The organism is Bacteroidota bacterium (assembly GCA_016213405.1).
Taxonomy (GTDB): domain Bacteria; phylum Bacteroidota; class Bacteroidia; order Palsa-948; family Palsa-948; genus Palsa-948.
Map to the genome: position 1 here is coordinate 43,865 of JACRAM010000116.1, position 21,786 is coordinate 65,650.

Here is a 21,786-nt window from a genome sequence, read left to right on the forward strand (position 1 = left end):
AAACATAATGCAGTAAATAATTTGCAACTTCCTAAAATCATACTTTTTTACAAAATTACTAATATCCAAACATATCTTTATCTGCTAATTTTTTTCGGGTGTACGACAAAAATCCGCTTTATAAAAATAAATCTTTCGTGGGCTTTCGTGTTTTAGTGTTTTTGTGGCAAAAAACCACTTGCCACTAAGACACAAAGGCACTAAAAATCACAAAACGGAAATTTGTCGTACGCCCATTTTTTTCTATAATGTCAGTTTTATCCCGCCATTCACAACAAATCCATCTACTGGCGCGTAGATGTCTCTAAAAACAGGATTTGTGATTGTTCCGGTATAAATGGTATCAAACTTTGTCTGCCGTGTGTCAATGAAATTTTCAAAGTTCACGAAGAGTGAAAAATGTTTCCATAATTTTTCTGCCATTAATCCGCAAATCCAATATTCATTTCCTGTTGCTCCGTCATTTAATTTTTGCGGACTGAAATAATATGCTTCCAAACCAATTTTTAATTTGCCTTCTATTTCATACATCAGAACATTATTCAACCGATGTTGCGCAACCAATGGAAATGTCGTTTCGTTTCCGTTGTAATGCTGCTTTACATCAGCTAATGTGTAGCCAATAAAAAGTTTGAAACCTCCATAAGCGAGTTTGATGTTTGTTTCAACTCCTTTTGTATCAATGAAGCCTTTGGGTTGCTGAAATTCATACGAGCCGGATGAATCACGAACAAGAACCAACGGATTTTTTACTTGTGTATAAAAGAACAATGTGTTAATCGTCAGAAATAATTTTTCTGAAAGTGTTGTTTTATAATTAATGTCAAAATTTCCTCCTATGGATTGTTCAGCTTTTGTTTTTGACACATCAATTGGTAATACATTTCTGAATTGTATGCGTTCCGCGTCTTCTGTGAAAACCGTTGGTGTTTTGTATCCCAAACCACCACCTAGCCGCGCAGTAAGTTTTTGATGGAATTTAACAAGCGCAGATATTCTCGGCAATGCAAAAAATCCATATTCGTTTTGATAATCTCCACGGAAACCGGTTTCAAGAGTTACTTTTTCTGTCGCGTCAAAGGAGTTTTGAATAAATGCGCCAAAGGTGGTATAGTCGTAGTCAACTGCTTTCGATGTGTCAAATTTGTTTTGTGAAAACTTGCCTGTCCATATATTTAATCCGGTTACCCATTCTGATTTTTCTTCTTTGTGATTATAATTTGCTTCGCTGAAGGAAGAAATCTGAATGCCGGAAAATTTGTAATTCGGAATCTCAATTCCTCTATCGTAATAACTCACGCTGTTCTTAAAAGAAAGTTTTGATCTGTCATTTGCTTTGTGATCAAGTCCTAATTGTGTGCTGAAGCGATTGGTTTTATTCTTTTCAAAATAAGAATGTATGCTGTCGCCTTTTCCTTCAATGAATTTTATGTCGCCACCAATGCGGTTTTCTGTTGTGCTGTTGAAGCCAATATTCATAGTTGTTTTATCATTGAAATAAAAAAATAATTTTGGATTTATTGTGTAGCGATTAAATTTGGGAATAGCAGTCAAGCCAATGTTCGCGGGATCGTAAGGTGTTCCCAAATTATAGGAAGCAAAAATTGTTGTGCCAATTTTTTTAAATTTCTGAGAATAAAATCCGCTTGCGTCTAAACCCAATGCAGATGTTCCGTTCAACATAAAATCTAATTCTCTTTTTTCCTTTGGTGTTTTAGAAATAAGATTTACCAAACCGGCAATGGCACCTTCTCCGTAAAGTGTGGATGATGCACCTTTAATTACTTCTACCTGTTTCAAATCAAGCGGAACAATTTGCAACAAACTTAATCCGCCCGAAAATCCTGAATACAATGGGAAACCATCTTTCAATATCTGCGTGTATTTTCCGTCAAGTCCTTGAATGCGGATGCTTGAGTTATAACTTGTCGCTGATGTTTGTTGGGTTTGAATGCCCGTGCTTTCATTTAACATCATTCGGATGTCGCCAGGTTTCATATTTCCTTTTTCGCCTAACTCTTCTCCGGAAATTGCTTCTACTCTTGTGGGAATATCAGCAATGGTTCTGCTGCTACGGGTTGTTGTAACAATTACTTCATCTATTTCTTCTGCTGATGAAACTAATAAAATTTCAAATGTTTCAGTTTGTTGCATAGGAAAATTAAAAGTGTCTGTCAGCTGTTGATAACCGACAAAACTGAAAACGATAATTTGTTTTCCGTCCAGAATATTTTTTATTTCAATTATTCCATTTACATCAGCACTTGCACTGTTGTGAGTTCCCTGGACAAGTGCAGTTGCTCCCGCTAATAATTCTTTTGTTTCAGCATTTTTTAGTATTGCCTTGAATGTGTTTTGACTATAAGAACCAGAAATAAGAAGAGATGATAGTGACAGTAAAAACAATTTCAACTTAACCATAGAGATTGCATTATTTGAATTAGAAAATATGTTCGCCAAAGGGGCAAACCTATCCTTTGGAGGATGCAATCTCAGCATAACCATGCATTATTTACCGTGCAATGATAAGTTTTTGAACTGAACTTGTTGAATGCTCAGCATTAATTTGTAGAAAATAAATTCCTTGCCCCAACTCTGAAGGGATAGTAATATTTATTTTCTTACTTTCTTTTTGGTGGGGACTTTCTTCATACACTTTTTCTCCCATGGTGTTGTAGATTTCAATGTTTGAAATCTGAAATCCGAAATCCGAAATCTGAAACTTTCCTGAATTTGGATTAGGATAAACTGTAAACAGTAAATCAGAAACCGTAGGCTCATTTACTCCAACCGCTTTTTCCCATTTTGCAATGTAGTTGACGATGTTTGTATCTGCTTGGGTGAAGAATCCTCCTGCATAAATTTCACCGTTGTAAGTTCCCAGTACACGCACAGTATTGTTCATTCCGCCAGCCATCGCAGACCAGTTGGTTCCATTCCAAACAGCAACATAATTAGCAGGATTTCCTCCTGCGTTTGTAAACCATCCGCCTGCATATAAATTTCCTGAAAAAGAAAGCAAAGCAATTACTGAATTGTTTGTTCCGCTTCCAACAGAAGTCCAATTGATTCCATCCCATACAGCAATATTGCTGACGGGGTTTGCGCCTGCCAGCGAGAATGTGCCGCCAGCATATAATTTCCCGTTATAAACTTCAAGTGAATATACGGAACCATTCGTTCCTCCGCCAACAGTTGACCAAGTGGTTCCATTCCACTTGGCAATATAACTTGCAGCCATTCCATCTGCTGTATCAAACTGCCCACCTACATAAAGTTCACTATTGTAAACTGCCATAGCATTTACCACATTATTTGTTCCGCTGAGAACAGAATCGAACAGCGTGCCATTGAATTGTGCGATGTTGTTCACTGTAATTCCTCCGGCAGTAGCGAAGCCACCGCCAATGTAAAGTTCTCCATTGTAAACAGTAAGGTTTTTTACATTGCAGTTACCGGTAGTAAATCCTATCGAATCCCAACTGGTGCCGTTCCATCTGGAAAAAAATTTTCTAATCTTGTTTCCTGCATTCGTAAATGAGCCGCCTGCGTAAAGTTGATTGTTATACATAGCAAGCGCACTCACATAACCGTTAGATAATCCTGTTCCTATTGTATCCCAAGTTGTTCCGTTCCATTGTGCGATACGGCTGCAAGGCGAGCCATTGGCTGTATCAAACTGCCCGCCTGCATATAAGCGATTATTTAATGGATCGCCTGCAAGAGAAAACACAGCAAAATCAAAACCATTGCCAACGGGCTGCCATGTTTGAGCGCACACATTAAAAGTTTCTACCACCTGTATAAATCCAAAAATTGCAATTAGAAAAGGTTTCATGTAAATATTTTTTACTATTGCTTAATGAATTTGCTCCCGAAATTTCCCTTGTCTGTCATGATTTGAATGAAATAGATTCCCGCGTTTAACTTTGATATTTCTATCTTATTGCTTTCTATTTTTCCGATACTGACTAAAAACCCCATGCTGTTAAATATCTTATATGAAACAGGAGTAAATAAGGATTTTTTCTCAATAAAAAGAAAATCAGTTGCCGGATTAGGATAAATTGAAAATGAGTTTTCGTATTTGATTTCATTTACAAAAGCAAAGACCGTTGTTTTCCATATACTGTCTGCCCATTGCGGATTATCAATATATGGATTTCTGTTATTTTGAAAAAGGTAATAAATGGAATCATTTCTGGCAATCTCTTTAGCGCTCACAGAATCCTGATGATGCCATTGCAATAAAACATTTACCTGCCAGGGCAATATATCAGATTTGTTGGTTGCGCCTGATGAAGACCATCCTGCATCTTCAGAATAGTAACGTGTGCTCATATAAAAATAAGTTCTTGCTAAATCTCCTTTATATTCGTCTATTGGTTCAAAAACGGTAAGACTGTATCCTGTGTCAGAGCAAGATCCTAATTTGCTGCCATTTAAACTTGTCCAACTTGCAATGCCAACATCGCCATAAGGATAATTGTTGCGTTGCCCGTTTACTTTTCCATCAGTAGGATAAACTTGAAACAAATCGGAGACAGGTCCGTTTACAGAATTAAACCAGCTTTGCGGCCAGCTATGCTCACGGTTATAACAATCGCCTTCATTGCTATAGCTTCCGCATTGATCAGTACCAAAAGTAAATTCGTAGGGTGGTGTGCCAGAAGGAACATCGCTGTATATATCCCATACTTTTCCATTTGGCATTTTATCTGTTTTCGTATAGACATTCCATAATGAATTATAAGAAATCACAGAATGATTCTTTATAATATTATGTAAAGCAATTTTTAAATTATTGCCTGTTAATCCCTGTGCTGAATTGTAATATCCCGGAGGAATCTGTGCGAAACAAAAACTACATGTAATAATACACAGAAGCGGAAGAAGTTTCATTATTTTTATTATTTTATTAAATTCCCCAACCATTTTCTAAAACGTAGTTAGGTCAGGCTGTTTGCCATTAACTCAGCCACATCCATTACTTTAACTTCCTGCTCTTTATTGAAATGCTTTACTCCATCCGTTATCATCGTCATACAAAACGGACAAGCAGTGGCAATTACATTTGGAGAATGTGAAAGCGCTTCTTCGGTGCGTTCAATATTCACATCCTTGTTTCCTTTCTCTGCATCCTTGAACATCTGTGCTCCGCCTGCTCCGCAGCAGAAACCGTTTTCTTTAGAGCGTTTCATTTCTTCAAGGTTCACTTCAAGATTTTTTATCACCGCACGGGGCGCTTCATACACATCGTTGGCTCTGCCAAGATAACAGGCATCGTGATAAATAATAGCCCCACCCCGACCCTCTCCATTGGGGAGGGAGGAAGAATCTTTCTTTATTTTCAATCTGCCGCTATCAATAAGTTGTTGAATGAGTTGCGTGTGATGAATCACTTCGTAATTTCCTCCCAGCGATGGATATTCATTCTTCAGCGTATTAAAACAATGCGGGCATCCCGTAACAATTTTTTTTACGGAATAATTATTCATCACTGTGATGTTATTCATTGCCTGCAGCTGGAAAAGAAATTCATTGCCGGCACGTTTTGCAGGATCGCCTGAGCAAGATTCTTCTGTTCCGAGCACAGCAAACTTCATCCCTACATGATTTAATATTTTTACAATGGCACGTGTTATTTTTTTTGCCCTGTCATCAAAAGAGCCAGCGCAGCCAACCCAAAAAAGAATTTCGGGCTGTTCGCCAAACGCTGTGTACTCTGCCATTGTTTTTACTTTCAGTTCGCTCATTCTTCAAAGACTTGTATTGTTGCATTTTTATTTTTCAACTCGGTAAACTTACCATTGTATTTTGTTGCGCGAACGATATGATTGTCTATCCAATGGTAATTTCCTCCTCTGGGCTTTCCCATCAGCAATCCGTGATATTTGAATCCGCATTTTTTCAGCCAGCGTTCAGTAACTTCTCTGTGTGTTTCTGTGCGTGAAGTGAAAAATGTAATGATGTGTCCTTCATTAAACCACTGATTAACTTTTATTAGTGCATCCGGATAAACTTCTGCATCTTCCATTCTTTCGGGTTCTTCATTAGGAATATCTTCTCCAACCGTTCCGTCTATATCAACCAGAAAGTTTTTTACGTGCGAAGGAAGAATAGGAGAAATCTTTTTTCCATTTTTTTCAGCTTGTATGAGTTTAAATTCTGTCATGTGATTATTTAATTTTCGTTCGCCCAGTTTAATCTGTCTGAAGGAGAATATTGCCATGGTGCACCGTTGTTTTCAATATTGGTGAATGTCATATTGAGCGCTTGAGGCGCTGCGCTTTGTTCCATCACTAAAAATCTGCGGATGTCAATAATAATGCTGAGCGGGTCAATGTTTACAGGACATTCCTGCACGCATGCATTGCAAGAAGTGCAAGCCCAGAGTTCTTCGGCTGAAATATAATTTCCGAAGAGAGATTTTCCGTCATCTGCAAATTTTTTATTTTTGTCAATATTTCTTCCCACTTCTTCCAATCTATCTCGTGTATCCATCATTATTTTTCTTGGCGATAAAAGTTTTCCTGTTTGATTTGCAGGGCAGGCAGATGTGCATCGTCCGCATTCAGTGCAGGTGTAAGCATCGAGCAATTGCTTCCATGATAAATCAAAAATATCTTTAGCGCCAAATCTCATCGGTTGATCAGAATTTACAGGAGGCGGAGTGAAGGAAGGATCAAGCATCGCTTTCACTTCATTGGTCACACTTTGAAGATTTGTGAGCTGACCTTTTGGATTAAGATTTGAATAAAATACATTCGGAAAAGAAAGTACGATGTGAAAATGTTTTGAGATGATGATGTAATTCAGAAATCCTAAAATGCCAAAGATGTGAAGCCACCAGCAGGAGCGTTCGATCAGTATTAAAGAGTTTTCTTGCATTCCGGATAATAGAGGAGCGATGAAACTGCTGATGGGAAAGTTTCCTGCAGAAAAATAATGTTCGCTGTACATCTGCTGAAGCGTTTGATCGGCAGCATTCATCAGGAATAAAGCGCTCATTAAAATAATTTCAGAACATAAAATCAGATTGGCATCTGTTCGGGGCCATCCATTCAGATCTTTCATGGCGAATCGTTTGAGCCGTAATATATTTCTGCGAATGAGAAAAACTGCACAGCCAAAAGTAACAAGAAATGCAAGCACTTCAAAAAATGCAATAAGGAAATCGTACAGATGGAATCCATTAAAGTTCAGGAAAGAAAGAAAACGGTGCGTTCCGAAACTGCCGTCAATAATCATTTCTACCACTTCAATATTTATCAGAACAAAACCAACATAGACCAGCAGATGAAGCAGTGCAGGAATCGGGCGCTGAAACATTTTTTTCTGACCGATTGCAACGAGCAACATGATTTTCCATCGCTCGTATTTTCTGTCGCTTCGGTCACTATCTTTCCCCAAAAAAATATTTCTTCGTATTTTTCTTGCGTTAAAAATAAATAAACTCACTCCTGCAATCAGCAACAGGAGAAATATGGTATTAGAAATTGCCAATGGGAAATTATTTTTTCTTTTTCTTTCCTTTATCCCTTCCGAAGACAGAGAAATATCTTTTCGGATGCTCATCCATATCCTTCAGCAAACTATCCAGACTGCCAGACGCGGAGGTTAAATTTTTGTATAGCTTATCATCATGCACCAGCATTCCTGCCGAACCCTCCCCTTTATTAATTTTTTCCATAACACCTGAAACCTGGCTCAGTGCCTTGTTGGCATTCTCGATGGTGCGTGAAATATTTGCTTTCGCAAGTGTGTCGCTGATGGCGGAAAAGTTTTTTATCGCTGTGGAAATATTGTCATTGTTCGCAGCAAGGTTGGAAGAAATGGATTCAACTTTCGAAAATATAATTGAAAGTTTATACCGCTCGGAAGCAATCATCGTATCCAGGCGCATGGCAGTTCGGTCAAATGTTTCGAGAGCGTGCTTGATGCTTTCAAAACTTTTGTTCAGATTTTCCCGTGTGCCTTTATCAAGAACTGCCTGAACAACAAGCATGATAGAATCAATAGAAGCAATTAATTTTTCCGCTTTGTCTTTTAAAGGTTTAATTGTTGCATTTACTGATTCCTGAAGCGATGGGTCAATTTCTGACAAGAGCGTATCTCCATCTTTTACATAGCCATTACTTTTTCCGAGAACCAGTTCAATTGCTTTTGCACCTAATAAATCTGAACTAACAATTTTTGCAACTGTTCCTTTTGTGATGTGAAGTTTCTGGTCGGAGATTGCCATCGTTACAAGAAGCCGCCCGGTTGTATCCAGCAGTTCAATCTTTTTTATTCTTCCCACTTTGAATCCGTTCACCTGAACGGGATTTGATTCAACAATTCCGCTCACCTGAGGATAAATTGCGTAGTAAATATCGCGACTGGAAAAAACATCTTTCCCTTTCAGAAAATTAAATCCGTAAACAAAAATGGCAAGGGAAATGACAACAAGGATACCTGTTTTTATTTCTTTGGAGATTTTCATACTACTGAAAACGCAATGCTTAGAATTTAGTTCACAAATATACAAAGAAAAAAATGAGCGGAATTCACTAATACGGATTTTGTAAACTGGCTGTTGAAATGGTAATTGACAGCAGTTCACCAATTATAAAAAGCATAACTTAGCATAGAAAATTATTGTTTAATGATTTCAGAAAAGAATCCTAAACTTCTTCAGAAAGAGCTAAGAAAAAAAATTCTCGATTTGCATTTTTCTGCAAATGCAGGACATATTGGTTGTTCTCTGAGTTGCATAGATATATTAATTGCCACATTGGTTCTTCAAAAGAAAGAAGATGATATTTTTATTTTGTCGAAAGGACACGCAGCTTCAGCCTTATATGTTTGTTTGAATCATCTTGGTGAAATTTCAAATGAACAATTAAAAACTTTTTATAAAAATGGCACTGCACTTCCTGCGCATCCTGCTCCGCAAAAATTTAAAAGCATTCCATTTGGTATTGGTTCGCTGGGACATGGATTTTCATTGGGAGCAGGTGTTGCAAAAGCAAAAAAAATATCTGAAGAAACTGGATTTGTATTTGTCGTAATGTCAGATGGGGAAACAAATGAAGGAACAACCTGGGAGGCAGGACATTTTGCGCGTCAACATAAGCTGGATAATCTTTTACTTTTTGTGGATAAAAATAAATTGCAGGGCTTTGGAGAAACTAAAGATGTTCTCGGAGATACATGCAAAGAAGAAAGCTGGACAGCTCTTGGTTTTGATGTTTATACTGTTGATGGACATAACATTGAAGAGATAATAAATAAGATGGAGATTATTAAACAATCAAAAAATGACAGTCCTAAAATCATCATTGCGGAAACTATAAAAGGGAAGGGAGTTTCATTTATGGAAAATAAATTAGATTGGCATTATTTGCCTATGTCAGCAGAATTATATCAAAGAGCATTAAAAGAGATTTTGGAAAAATATTCCTTATAATTTTTATAAATGTTGCTCTGTCGTGCAATGAAAAATGAGTGACATCTTGCACCTTTGCAGATTTTTATGTATAATTTTGTCCAAGCCAGATGTTCTAATTGATGCTTAAACACTCATTGGTATAAACCCTCATGAATATACTACAAAGAAATAAAAAAAATGTTATTATTTTTTTGCTCCTGCTTTTTATTTCCATCCTTGCTTATAGAAATGTTTTTGGCATATTAATTTCTACAGATTTTTATCCTATGCTATACTTTTTTGAAAAGTATGGGCTTGATGCAATATCAAATAATTTTTATGAACCAGGGATACAGCATTTTTTTGTACATCTTGTATTTTTTTTTCTATATCATATTTTTGGAATCAGCAACACAGGATGGATTGGGTTTTTTGTTCTAGTTCATTGCTTAAATGCATTCTTGCTCTATAAAATCACAAATGAATTATGCAATATTTTTTTGGTTGTTAAAAAAACGTTGTTGTCATTTTTCGCCTCCTTGATTTTTTTATTGTCTCCTTATCAAGTCGAAGCCGTGCTTTGGTCGTTTGCTTATCCCTTTGCTGTTTTCCTGATGTTGCTTGGATTGCTTTTAACCATTTATTATTTAAAAGAAAATAAAATTTATTTTCTAGTCGCAGTACAAATTTGTTTTGCTTTAGCGCTATTGTCGTTTGAATCTACAATAATACTTCCTGTTATCTGTTTCCTTTTTTATTTTCTTTTTAAAAATACACCTTACAGGATTAATTCCTTTTATAACTATATTTTCATAGTAATCTTCCCTCAGATAATAATTATTTTTCTTTATTTTTCCATGTCCAAATTATATACTGGAGATTGGATCGGGCACTATGGTGCGGCTGTTCATTTGAAATTTTCACCTATTCTTATCGCTACTAATCTGATAAAATATTTTGTAAAATTTTTTTTATTCTATCGTTTTTTGCCTTTAGAAAGGCAAAGTATTATCCACGATTACCTTCATATTAATATACATAATACTTTTACTGTTTTGATATTAATTATTTTTTGTGCATTTATTTTTTCAATATTTTTTTGGAGAATAATCAAACAAAGAGATTCACTGGGAAAACTTATAGTATTTACTTTTTTTACTTTCATCATCTCTTTGATTCCGGTAATAAATTTAGATACTACTTTTATAGGCGCAATTGCTTCGGATAGATATGGATATCTGCCTTCGGTATTTTTTTATTCTTTTTTCTCTTTCAGTATTTATTATTTGTTAAAAAGATTTTGGATTATCATTTTAACGGGTTTGTCAGCACTTTGTTTCACCCTGCTTTCAAATATATTGTGTGTTTGGATTGATGCCAGCAATTATTCTAAAAACCTGATTAAGAATTTTGAGCCGTGGTTGTCAAAAACAAATATTTATATGCTCAATATGCCTGATAATTATAATTGGGTATTTACTTTCAGTGGCGGTTTTAAGGAAGCAATCTATTTTAAGTATCACAAAGAAATCCCCCCGTTAAATATTATATCTGCCTATTGCATGACCAGCGTCAGTGACTCTATATTGATTGACAGAATTGATTCAAATACCCTTTTTGTTTCATCTCATAATGCTCAAAGAGCATTTTTGTTTGGCGGCAGATGGCTGCAGTCATTTAAAGCTAAAATGTATGATGTGGATATTAATGAAGCTTCTTCTTCTTTTACCATAAGGTTTAATAAATTACCTGACGATGCAACTATTTTGTATGTTGCCGGTGATAAGTGGAGGGAACTAAAACTCTAAATAATTATGAAATTAGACAAACAAATTAATAATGCTGGTGTTCAAAATACACTTGCATTTTTTCTATTTGCTGTCAGTGTTAGTTCCTCTGTTTCTTGTTTGCTATATTTATTGTTTTATCATTACTCATCCTATTTTTGGTCATTTAATGAAAAAATCCCTTACTCAGAAGCACTTCCATATATTCGATTACATTTCAAGGAGCATGATGGTATTGAAGGATACGTTCTTTATGTTATGATGTTTGTGAATATTATTATTTCGTTTTTATCAGTCAGCTTTTTTTTATACTTGAAAAATAAATTTGTTAAATCAATTCTGATTCTATTATTGATATTTATTTCTTCCTTTTTTTTTATTAAAATAGGTTTTTATCCACCCATGAGTGCTACATCAAACAGTGCATTTATTTTATTAATAGTTCCTATTCTTGTTTGCCTGCTTTTCTTCATTGCTTTGAAAATATTCGAACGGATGTCCACATTATTTAATTGCATCTTTATTGTTCTTCTTATTCCTATTTGTTTCATTGCAATTTCTCCTATAGTTGTTTATGATTATTCATTTCTGTTCTTTCCAGCTATTAGAATATTGAATGGATTTGGTATTTCTGAAATATATTTCAGGTATGATGTATTATTATCACTTATTGCTTTTCTCTGGATGAAATTACATATTAATATAAATTACTTTCAAATAGTTGGACAGGTTTCCTATTTCCTTTTTTTTATAGGACTTTTTTTCTTTTCGAAGTCTCTTTTTATAAATAAAAAATTATCTGTTTCCTTGCTTGTGTTGGTAGTGATTATTAAATATTTCGCTTTAGGAAGTGATCCAATATCAGTTTTTGAAATAACCCCATTAAGGTTAGACTTATGGATACTCATTCTTTTTTTTATTTATGAAAAAGGTGTTTATCATTGGACCGTTGGGTTTATAACAGGTCTCCTCGTGCTTCTTCATAAAAACTTTGGGATAATATATCTCGCTTCATACATTGAGTTATGCGGAATTCTTTTTTTAGCAGACATTTTAAAAAAACCATTTATGAGTACGAATTTTTATGCATTAATGAAAATAATAGTTAAAAAACATTTTATTTTAAATAGTAAAAACTTTTTAATATTAGTTGCATTTGCGCTTTTTTCAATTTATTTATTTAACGGATTAATTTTGGGGAGTGCCCTTGATTTTCAAAAAATTGGAATCGGATTTCTTCCTATTGCGCCAAATTCTTTCTATTGGTATTTTCCAATAATTTCAAGTATGACAGTTTTGTTTTTATATAAAAACAAACCTCTGCTATCGGAGAGGTATTTTTCTACATCTCTTTTTATTGTCTTGCTGGCAATAGGAAATTCAATGTATTTTTTTGGAAGAAGCCACGAGAATAATATAATAAACATATCTGGTATTTTACTTTTGAATTTATTTTTGCTGTTTGATCTTTTGAACATAAGTGCAAAACATTTTTTTATCGACTCCCTTGTGAGAAAAGAACGAGATAGTCAAAAAATATCTAACAATAGAATGCGTAGATTAATGATTCCTAATATATCAGTTTGCTTGCCTGTAATAATGATTCTTCTTTCTTCATTCTATTATTCCAATGCAATACTAACAGAGTTAAAAGACAAAGCACATTATTTAAAAGAGATGAAATTTATTCAACCCATAAATGGGATTCCTTCGTGTAATGATTTTGCTGTAATAAAAAAAATAACCAACAATAGTTTAAAGGTTTATTTTCTTGAATATGATAATTTTGTTTATTACTATTATGGAAACTATACGCCTATCGGGTATTATAATCCATCTGGTGCCTGGATTTTCAAAAAAGATTTTGTGGCTTTTCTCCAGAACCTTCTGAAAAATAATTATTACCTTGTAATTTCGAATCCGCTGGATGCTTCAGAACTACTACCATATTTAAAGTATACTAGAACAATCACTGAGAATAAATACACAGCGATAAAATTGTAGGGAATTAATATTCCAATACGGCTGCAAAATTAGATTTGTCTATTGCAGACGAAGAATATCAAAAAGTGCTAATTTCTTTCAGAAAAATATTCGTAATAACACATCTAAATTTTGATTGATTTCTCCAAGATATTGCCTCTGTTTTCAATCTTGATTCTATCAGGTTATTTTTTTTTAAAGAAGAAAAATTTTTCTGACCCTTTATCATTTCATGGATTTAATAGATTTTCCACAGCTGAACTAATAGTTATTTGCTCTTCAGTTACTGCTATCCTATACTTTCTGTTTAATAAATACTCTACTTTTTTTTGGTCATTCCATCAAAAAATCCCAAGTACAGATGTAATGCCTTTTTGGCGTGATTCAATTAATCAATATGACGGCATTGAAGGATATGTGTTATATATTCTGATGTTTTTGAATATCATCTTTGCGTTCGTTTTTATTCACATAATTTCATATTTGAAAAATAATTTTCAAAGAACTATTCTGTTTTCTGTATTAATTCTTATAACTTCTTTTTTATATCTGAGCGTGGGTTTTAATCCACCCCTAAATGAACCATCTGAAAAAATTAACATTGCAGTTGGTGTTCCCTTAGTTACTTCTTTGATATTATTTATTTCATTATGGATTTATGGAAAAAGCTCCCAAACATTTAATTTCATTTTTATTATTTGCCTAATACCAGTTTGTTTTGTTGCAATCAGTCCAATAAGTATTTGGGATTATTCACTTATACTTTCCCCATCTCTTCGGATGCTGAATGGAGCCCGCCTTTCTGACATATATTGTCCTTATGATTTATTTTTATCTTTTATTGGAGTTTTATGGATGAAATTAAAATTTGACATTAATTATCTTCAAATTCTGGCGCAGGCATCTTTTTTTATTTTTTTCATAAGCACATTTTTCTTCTTCAAAAAATTATTCATTAATAAAACACTTTCTGTTTTTCTTTTGCTTCTTTATGTAATTATCAAGTATTACGTAATTTGTCATGATCCATCAATTTTATTGGCAGTTACCCCATTGCGATTAGATTTATGGATAATTATTTTAGTGCTTCTTTTTTGGAAAGGAGTTTATCATTGGGCGGTTGGATGTGCCCTTGGTTTATTAATATTAATTCACAGAAATTTTGGAATTATTTATTTGTTCTCCTATATTGAACTTTGTGCAATTCTATTTTTTATAGATATATGGGGAATATTTTTGATAAAGAAAAATGTTTTATTAAGTATTAATGAAACAATAAAAAAACATTTTTTTTCTAATATCATTAATATTTTGATAATACTTGGATTTGCATCTTATACCGCTTATTTGCTAAATGGACTATCTCCGAAAAGTGCGCTCTTATTTCAAAAAACAGGAATAGGTATGCTGCCTATTTCAATTAATTCTTTTTATTGGTTTTTCCCAATTATTTCAAGTATGTCAGCTTGTTTGTTATTTAAACAAAAAAATAAATTGTCGAAACAATATTTTTCTTCATCACTTTTTATAATTCTGCTTGCAATAGGTAATTCACTTTATTTTTTTGGAAGAAGCCATGAAAATAACATTATCAATATTTCAGGAATTCTGCTTTTGAATTTATTTTTGCTTTTTGATTTGCCCGTACAAAATGAAAAAAAATATGCATTTATGTTTGGATGGGGTATAAAATTTAATTTGATTTTTGGAATCAAAACTTTTTTATTGCCATTTATCCTTCTTTTGCTTTCTTCTTCTTATTATTCAGACAGGATAATTTGGAGAATAAAAGATCAGGCGCATAATATTAAGCAGTGGACAATTATTCCGCATTTTAGCGGTGTTCCTGCTGAGAAGGACTTTTTTGCAATAAAAAAGATTTCCAATAATAGTTCACTGGTTTATTTCTTAGATTATCAAAATGATTTTGTTTATTATTATTACGGAAATTATGCTCCAGTTGGCTACTTCAATCCCTGCTCCTCTTGGCTTTTAAAAAAAGATTTTATAATTTTTATAAATAATCTTTTAGCAAATGGATATTATGTTGTTACAACTAATTCAGAAGACATTTCTGAATTATTGCCATATTTAGACTTTAATAAAAAACAAGAAGATGGCGTATACACTTCTTATAAGAAAGATAAAATTCCTGCTTTTGAGTTAATTCACTAACATGTGATAATGGCTGCATCAAATAATGTCATTGAAGAAAAGATTAATTTCCTGAAAGGACCCATTTTTATTTTTGGTTCCAGCGGATTTATTGGCGCTAATCTATTAGATGTGATCTTAAAATACCGAAAGGATTGCTATGCAATCACTCATGATGTGAGACACGCATGGCGTCTTAAGCTTCTGAATATTCCTCCTGAAAATATTTTATATTGTGATTTACTTATTAAAAATTCTGTTATTGAACTTTTAGAAAGAAATAAGCCGCAAACTATTTTTAATCTTGCAGCGTACGGTAGCTATTCAAAAGAGAACGAAGTCGGCTTGATTTATGAAACTAACCTGATTGGAACATTAAATATCTTACAGCATCTCGGGCAGATTGCTGCCTATGTTCATGCAGGAAGTAGTTCAGAATACGGATTGAATTCTGAAAGCCCTTTTGAGAATGATGAGATGATCCCCAACAGCCATTATGCAGTTTCAAAAGTTTCAACTGGATATTTATTAAAACATTACGGCAAAATTCATCAGTTGCCGGTTGTCAATTTGAGATTGTATTCTGTGTATGGACCATGGGAAGAACCAGATCGATTTATTCCACAACTCATAGAAAATGCAAAGCAAAAAAAACTGCCCGTTTTGGTTTCTCCTTACATAAGCCGGGATTTTTTATTCATTGATGATTGTATTGTTGCTTTTATAAATGCAGCTTACTATATGAATTCCTCTTTATATGGGGAGTCGATTAATATAGGTACGGGAAAAAAAAATACTATCAAAGAAACTGTAGATTATGTGATTGAATTATTTGGGCTGAACATTCAGGCGAATTGGGGAAGTATGCCTGATAGGAAATGGGATTTGAAAAACTGGTACGGCAATTATGAGAAAGCAAATCGCTTACTATTCTGGCATCCAACAGTTGAATTAAAAGAAGGATTGTTAAAAACGAGCCAGTGGCAGGATTCGCAAAATTATTCTTCAACAATACTTCCGGCATTTCAAGAACCGAAACAGGTTAATAAAATTTCCTGCGTGATTGCCTGCTATAAAGATGAACCGGCAATCACTATTATGTATGAGCGGCTTAAAAAGGTATTTTCAGAACTGAAAATCAGGTATGAAATAATTTTTGTCAACGATGCTTCTCCAGACAATTCCCAGCAAGTGTTATCGGAAATTTGTAATAACGATTCAGATGTTGTTGCAATTACTCATTCCAGAAATTTTGGTTCTCAATCAGCATTTTTAAGCGGAATGGAAATATCAACCGGTGATGCAGTAGTTCTTATGGATGGCGATTTGCAAGACCCGCCTGAAATTATTCCCCGCATGTATGAAAAATGGATTGCTGGCAATGAAGTAGTGTATGGAAGGCGTGTAAAAAGAGAAGCATCGGCATTCATGAACGCATCTTATAAATTATTTTATAAAATTTTCAGTCGCTTATCTTATGTAGATATTCCATCAGATGCCGGAGATTTTTCAATGATAGACAGGAAGGTAGTAAATGAGTTGCTGAAACTTCCGGAGAAAGATCAATTCCTGCGCGGGCTCAGAGCATGGGTTGGATTCTCGCAAACGGGAGTTGACTATGTTCGACCAGAAAGAATGTTTGGTAAAAGCACTAACAATTGGAGAAAAAATATTTGGTGGGCAAAAAAAGCAATGTTCTCTTTCAGTTTCATCCCGCTTGAAATTTTAAGTTATATGGGATTTATTTTAACAGGGATTTCTTTTTTGGCGCTTATTGCTCAGATAATAATTAGATTTCTTTATCCTGACATACCTCATGGAGTAACTACAATTATTGTTCTGATATTATTTTTTGGCGGAGTGCAGCTTTTAGCCATATCTATATTGGGAGAATATCTATCCAAGGTTTTTGAAGAAACGAAAGGACGCCCAAAGTTCATCAGAAGATCAGTCATTTACAAAGGGAAAAAATTGGAAACCCCTTCTGAAATTCAAAGTTTAGTTAATGTGGTGAAGTAAACAGCACAACCTGAAAAATTCATGACTACCTATATTGAAAAAATATGTTTGTTATGTGGGAATAATAAAAATGTAAAAATAAAATTTGAACAAAACTTTAAAACGGAAAATATAAACTCGAAAACATTTTCTGCACGAAGAGTTTCTGAGCATTACCATTACCGTATTCTTGAATGCAGTGTATGCGGTTTAGTATTTTCTTCCCCCATTCTTCCATTTGATGAAATAAGCAAGCTGTATAAAGAAAGCCGTCAAACCTACGATGAAGAAACAAATGATATTGCATATTCATATATGTTATATATAAATCAAAACAGCAATTTATTTAAACGTGGCAGAGTTTTGGAAGTAGGATGCGGCAATGGTTTTTTTCTGAATTCGTTAAAAAAAAATGGATTCAAAGAAGTGCATGGCGTTGAACCATCTGAGGAAGCGGTTGCAAAAGCTGGAGAATTTCGCTCATTGATTTTAAATAGTATGATAGAAACTGAAAATTACCCGGAAAACTATTTTGATTTAATTTGTTGTTTTCAAACTCTTGATCATTTAGCGAACCCATTTGAGATGCTGAAAAGATTTTATCGTTTGCTTTTGCCTGGAGGCATGGTTTATATCATTGTTCACAATCAAAAAGGAATGCAGGCAAAAGTTTTTGGAGAAAAATCTCCTATATATGATGTTGAGCACATTTATCTTTTCAATAAAAATACTTTATCGCATCTTTGTATGTTGGCTGGATTTCAGGTTGTGAAAATATTTAGTATTAAAAATATTTATTCATTATCTTATTGGATTAAAATGACTCCGCTTCCATTCAAAACGATTTTGTCTAAACTTGTTTCTTTAATCGGAATGGCAAATTTTAAAGTCGGAATTCATCCCGGAAACATTGGAATATTCATTCAAAAACCAGAACTGTAATAAATTTATTTAGTGAGAAAAGAGTTTTCAGCTGCAATCGAGAAAATTTCTGCTAAAGATGAATCTATCATTTTCATTACTGGCGATTTGGGTTATAATGCTTTTGAGTGTCTTCAACAATCATTAGGCAACCGCTTTATTAACGCTGGCGTTGCTGAACAGAACATGGTTAGCGTGGCTGCGGGAATGGCATCTCATGGCTATAAAGTTTTTTGCTACAGTATTGCTCCATTTATTGTTTACCGCTGCTTGGAACAGTTTCGAAATGATGTTTGCATGCACAATCTTCCTGTCTTTTTAGTTGGCAATGGCGGTGGATACGGTTATGGAATAATGGGTCCTACTCATCACGCACTTGAAGACATTGGATGTATGAGCAGTATGCAAAACGTGAAATGCTGGGTGCCTTCATTTAATGATGAAGTTGAAATTGTTCTAAAAAAAATAATAACAGAAAAAAAACCAACTTATTTAAGATTAAATAATAGCCAGAACGCACCTGCCGGTTTTTCTTCAGCGAACTGTATTAATTCTGTTATAAAATCATCTAACCCCAAAGCAACTATTATTTCTACGGGCCCGGTAATTAATAATGTGATTAAATCTTTAGCAAATAAAAATATATCAGGCAAGTGTAACCTGTTTTCTGCATCCTATTTTCCTCTTGAATTGTCAGATGAATTTATTCTGTCCGTAAACTCAACCAACAACTTACTTGTCGTGGAAGAGCATGTTTCTGCAGGAGGTTTAGCGCAACAGCTATCATTGAAACTGCTGGAGAACAGACTGAAGATTAATAAATTTGTTTCATTGCATGCAAGAGGATATCCGAATGGTTTATTTGGAGATCAGCATTATCATCAGGAACAGTCGGGGATAGATGCTGATAATATTTCGAAAGTGTTAACAGAAATGTTTTGAGAAAAATTATCGGACTAAAGAAACATTTCCTTTTTTCAAAAAAACCTTTCCTGAACTATATGCACCTTCAATGTAGTAAGTATAAACAGCTGAGATTTCTTTTTTCCCATTAAATGTTCCATCCCAGCTTTTTGAAACATCAATTGTTTCAAAAACTTTTTCTCCCCAGCGGTTGTAAATGATAAGCGAAAAGGTTTTCACACATTTTGTTCCCAATGGCAGAAGAATATCGTTTTCGTTATCTTCATTAGGAGAAAAAGCATTGGGAAGATACATTTCTTCTGTACAATCAACTGTCTTTACTGTAACTGTATCACATGAAGAATCTGAACAGCCATTTGAATCAATAACTGTTACGCAATAAACGGATGTGATAGGAGGCGAAACGATAATAGAGGATGTGGTTTCTCCATTGCTCCATGAATAAATTGTTCCCCCGCTTGCGCTTAGCGTGGTGGTGCTTCCTGCAGTGATGGTTACGTTTGTTCCGGCATTAGCTATTGGATTTGGATTAACAATTATTGAAGCCGAAGCACTGTCTGCACAACTGCCAATTGAAACTACTACTGAATAAGTGCCGGAATTATTTACGACAATAGAAGATGTAGTTGCTCCGGTACTCCAACTATAATTTCCCCCACCTGATGCGCAAAGTGTTGTCATTTGACCCTGACAAAAATTTGTAATGCCGGAAATACTTGTTGTGGGAGCAGGGAAAACTGAAACTGTATCTGAAGTTGAACTTGTGCATCCGTTGGCACTTGTAACAGTTACAGAATAACTGGTGGTTGAAGAAGGTGAAACGGTAATCATTGCTCCTGTTGTGCCGTTATTCCATTGATAAATTCCTCCACCCGATGCAGAGAGGGTTGTATTATCACCGATGCAAAGCGTATTGTTTCCGGAGATGGTTGTAGCCGGATTAGGATAAACGGTTACACTTACAGAATTTGTTCCCGTGCACCCCTTGGTATTTGAAACTAAAACGGAATAAGAAGAAGTTGACGAAGGATTTAAAACAACTGACGTGGCAGTGCTTCCATTGCTCCATAGATAAGTTGTTCCGCCAGAAACTGTAAGTGTTGTTGAATCGTCAGAACAAATAGAAGTGTTGCCTGATATGAAAACTAAAGGAGATGGATTAACCAATACGGTAATTTTTGCAGTATCAGTTCCACATGCATTTGTTTCAATCACAGTGTAGGAAGTTGTTGTAGTAGGAGAAACCGTTATTGCGCTTGAGGTAGAACCGGTGGTCCAAGAATAATTAGTTCCGCCACTTGCCAGTAAAGTCGAATTTTGTCCCATGCAAATAGTTGCATTACCTGAAACAGTTGCGATTGGTTGCTGAGTAATTGTAATGAGGATAGAAGCAGTATCGCTCCCGCATGAATTACTTGCAATTACTGAATAGGTAGAAGAAGTAGTTGGAGTAATAACAATTGGATTGGTGGTAGAACCATTGCTCCATGAATAATTTGTTCCTCCGCTTGCGGTGAGAGTTACTGACTGTCCGTTACAAATAGACACATTTGTACTGTTGATTATAATAACCGGAATGCCACCGCTTGGAGGAATAAATTCCCAGAAATCATTTTTTATCGTAGCGGGAATATCATTTGTCCAGCCAGTACCAATGTAACCATAGCAACCGATTGAAAAACCTACTGAAACTTCTCGTGCTCCTCCAGGAAAACTTGTCATCTGCGTCCAAATATTTGTAGATGGATCGTATTGCCAAAAATCAGTCAGGCATGGACCTGTTCCCACATTGATAGTTCCTGTTCCTACATATAAATAATTTCCTATGGAAAATCCTACACATTCTGCTCGTAGCGTACTTGTAAAATTTGCTTTTTGCGTCCAGGTATTAGTTGCCTGATCCCATTCCCAAAAATCATTATAGTGTTGTCCACTGTTCCACCCAGTGCCAATATATCCTTTGGTTCCAATTGAATATCCAAATGCAACACATCGTATAGCACCTGCAAAGTTGGATTTTTGTGTCCATGTATTCGTTGCCTGATCCCATTCCCAGAAATCATTTGTATTTCCGCCATCGAATCCCGTACCAACATATCCTTTTGTTCCGATAGAAAAACCAATAGCAAACGATCTGGCTGTTCCGGTAAAATTTGCTTTCTGAGTCCATACGTTTGTGGAAGGATCATATTCCCAAAAATCAACATAACATGCGCAGGATGGATTTAATTGTGTTGAACCGGTACCAATGTATCCTTTATTGCCTATGGAAAATCCGATGGCAGCTCCCTTTGCAATTCCACCATAGTTTGCTTTCTGAGTCCATACATTCGTTGCCTGATCCCATTCCCAGAAATCATTATAGAACGGACCCAGCCAATGAGCAGCCCCTGTTCCTATATAACCTTTTGTGCCGATTGAAAATCCTGCAGCGGCATATCTTGGTGCACCGCCAAAGTTTGCTTTTTGAGTCCAGATTCCCTGAGAAAATACACAATAGCATTCTCCTAACACTGACACCATGAAAAAAATAATTCGCAAAAACATGTTACTATGTGTGAGAGCAAATGTATAAAATCTATTGCCAATGTGAAAATATATTAAGAT

Annotated in this window: 15 protein-coding genes; 7 read left to right on the forward strand and 8 right to left on the reverse strand. The window is 34.8% G+C overall.

Annotation, left to right across the window (positions count from 1 at the left end):
* Window positions 1–243 precede the first annotated feature (243 nt).
* From HY841_13905 to HY841_13935, 7 genes are all read right to left on the reverse strand, one after another.
* A complete protein-coding gene (locus HY841_13905; GenBank protein MBI4931852.1) occupies window positions 244–2,421 on the reverse strand; it encodes a TonB-dependent receptor in 2,178 nt (725 codons plus the stop codon).
* A gap of 91 nt (window positions 2,422–2,512) precedes the next feature.
* Window positions 2,513–3,838 (reverse strand): T9SS type A sorting domain-containing protein, encoded by a 1,326-nt coding sequence (locus HY841_13910; protein MBI4931853.1) that lies wholly within the window; start codon window positions 3,836–3,838, stop codon window positions 2,513–2,515.
* Between the two features lie 14 nt (window positions 3,839–3,852).
* On the reverse strand, window positions 3,853–4,935 hold the full coding sequence (locus tag HY841_13915; protein ID MBI4931854.1) for an endonuclease: 1,083 nt from the start codon (window positions 4,933–4,935) through the stop codon (window positions 3,853–3,855).
* A gap of 14 nt (window positions 4,936–4,949) precedes the next feature.
* Window positions 4,950–5,756, reverse strand: coding sequence for a (Fe-S)-binding protein (locus HY841_13920; GenBank protein MBI4931855.1), 807 nt, complete (start codon window positions 5,754–5,756; stop codon window positions 4,950–4,952).
* The gene (locus HY841_13925; protein ID MBI4931856.1) at window positions 5,753–6,175 is read right to left on the reverse strand and encodes a phosphoheptose isomerase; all 423 of its coding nucleotides are present in this window, start codon (window positions 6,173–6,175) and stop codon (window positions 5,753–5,755) included. The genes HY841_13920 and HY841_13925 overlap by 4 nt, the downstream gene beginning before the upstream one ends.
* Before the next feature lie 8 nt (window positions 6,176–6,183).
* A complete protein-coding gene (locus tag HY841_13930; protein ID MBI4931857.1) occupies window positions 6,184–7,578 on the reverse strand; it encodes a (Fe-S)-binding protein in 1,395 nt (464 codons plus the stop codon).
* Entirely contained in the window at window positions 7,514–8,485 is a 972-nt protein-coding gene (locus tag HY841_13935) for an MCE family protein (GenBank protein ID MBI4931858.1), read from the reverse strand. Before HY841_13935 ends, HY841_13930 begins: the two co-directional genes overlap by 65 nt.
* Window positions 8,486–8,647: 162 nt before the next feature.
* On the opposite strand from HY841_13935, the gene HY841_13940 reads away from it, so the two are divergent.
* The 7 genes from HY841_13940 (at window position 8,648) to HY841_13970 (ending at window position 19,197) form a co-directional block, all read left to right on the forward strand.
* Window positions 8,648–9,451, forward strand: a complete 804-nt coding sequence (locus tag HY841_13940; protein ID MBI4931859.1) for a transketolase — start codon at window positions 8,648–8,650, stop codon at window positions 9,449–9,451.
* 131 nt (window positions 9,452–9,582) lie between these two features.
* Complete coding sequence (locus HY841_13945) at window positions 9,583–11,220, forward strand: hypothetical protein (protein MBI4931860.1); 1,638 nt, start codon at window positions 9,583–9,585, stop codon at window positions 11,218–11,220.
* A 6-nt stretch (window positions 11,221–11,226) separates the two neighbouring features.
* Window positions 11,227–13,203, forward strand: a complete 1,977-nt coding sequence (locus HY841_13950) for a hypothetical protein (GenBank protein MBI4931861.1) — start codon at window positions 11,227–11,229, stop codon at window positions 13,201–13,203.
* Window positions 13,204–13,314: 111 nt separating this feature from the next.
* A complete protein-coding gene (locus HY841_13955) occupies window positions 13,315–15,357 on the forward strand; it encodes a hypothetical protein (GenBank protein MBI4931862.1) in 2,043 nt (680 codons plus the stop codon).
* Window positions 15,358–15,366: 9 nt separating this feature from the next.
* Window positions 15,367–17,355 (forward strand): NAD-dependent epimerase/dehydratase family protein, encoded by a 1,989-nt coding sequence (locus HY841_13960; GenBank protein ID MBI4931863.1) that lies wholly within the window; start codon window positions 15,367–15,369, stop codon window positions 17,353–17,355.
* 21 nt (window positions 17,356–17,376) lie between these two features.
* Window positions 17,377–18,276 carry a class I SAM-dependent methyltransferase gene (locus HY841_13965; protein MBI4931864.1) on the forward strand — a complete coding sequence of 300 codons (900 nt, stop codon included), beginning with the start codon at window positions 17,377–17,379 and terminating at the stop codon, window positions 18,274–18,276.
* A gap of 12 nt (window positions 18,277–18,288) precedes the next feature.
* Window positions 18,289–19,197, forward strand: coding sequence for a transketolase (locus tag HY841_13970; GenBank protein MBI4931865.1), 909 nt, complete (start codon window positions 18,289–18,291; stop codon window positions 19,195–19,197).
* A 6-nt stretch (window positions 19,198–19,203) separates the two neighbouring features.
* Here HY841_13970 and HY841_13975 read toward each other — a convergent pair whose 3' ends face one another.
* On the reverse strand, window positions 19,204–21,702 hold the full coding sequence (locus tag HY841_13975; protein MBI4931866.1) for a gliding motility-associated C-terminal domain-containing protein: 2,499 nt from the start codon (window positions 21,700–21,702) through the stop codon (window positions 19,204–19,206).
* Between the last annotated feature and the right edge of the window lie 84 nt (window positions 21,703–21,786).

Coding starts and splice junctions, on each gene's coding strand:
- HY841_13930 (MBI4931857.1), bottom strand. CDS start 7,578: ATGAGCATCCGAAAAGATATTTCTCTGTCTTCGGAAGGGATAAAGGAA.
- HY841_13940 (MBI4931859.1), top strand. CDS start 8,648: ATGATTTCAGAAAAGAATCCTAAACTTCTTCAGAAAGAGCTAAGAAAA.
- HY841_13920 (MBI4931855.1), bottom strand. CDS start 5,756: ATGAGCGAACTGAAAGTAAAAACAATGGCAGAGTACACAGCGTTTGGC.
- HY841_13905 (MBI4931852.1), bottom strand. CDS start 2,421: ATGGTTAAGTTGAAATTGTTTTTACTGTCACTATCATCTCTTCTTATT.
- HY841_13950 (MBI4931861.1), top strand. CDS start 11,227: ATGAAATTAGACAAACAAATTAATAATGCTGGTGTTCAAAATACACTT.
- HY841_13945 (MBI4931860.1), top strand. CDS start 9,583: ATGAATATACTACAAAGAAATAAAAAAAATGTTATTATTTTTTTGCTC.
- HY841_13960 (MBI4931863.1), top strand. CDS start 15,367: ATGGCTGCATCAAATAATGTCATTGAAGAAAAGATTAATTTCCTGAAA.
- HY841_13915 (MBI4931854.1), bottom strand. CDS start 4,935: ATGGTTGGGGAATTTAATAAAATAATAAAAATAATGAAACTTCTTCCG.
- HY841_13935 (MBI4931858.1), bottom strand. CDS start 8,485: ATGAAAATCTCCAAAGAAATAAAAACAGGTATCCTTGTTGTCATTTCC.
- HY841_13910 (MBI4931853.1), bottom strand. CDS start 3,838: ATGAAACCTTTTCTAATTGCAATTTTTGGATTTATACAGGTGGTAGAA.
- HY841_13975 (MBI4931866.1), bottom strand. CDS start 21,702: ATGGTGTCAGTGTTAGGAGAATGCTATTGTGTATTTTCTCAGGGAATC.
- HY841_13965 (MBI4931864.1), top strand. CDS start 17,377: ATGACTACCTATATTGAAAAAATATGTTTGTTATGTGGGAATAATAAA.
- HY841_13925 (MBI4931856.1), bottom strand. CDS start 6,175: ATGACAGAATTTAAACTCATACAAGCTGAAAAAAATGGAAAAAAGATT.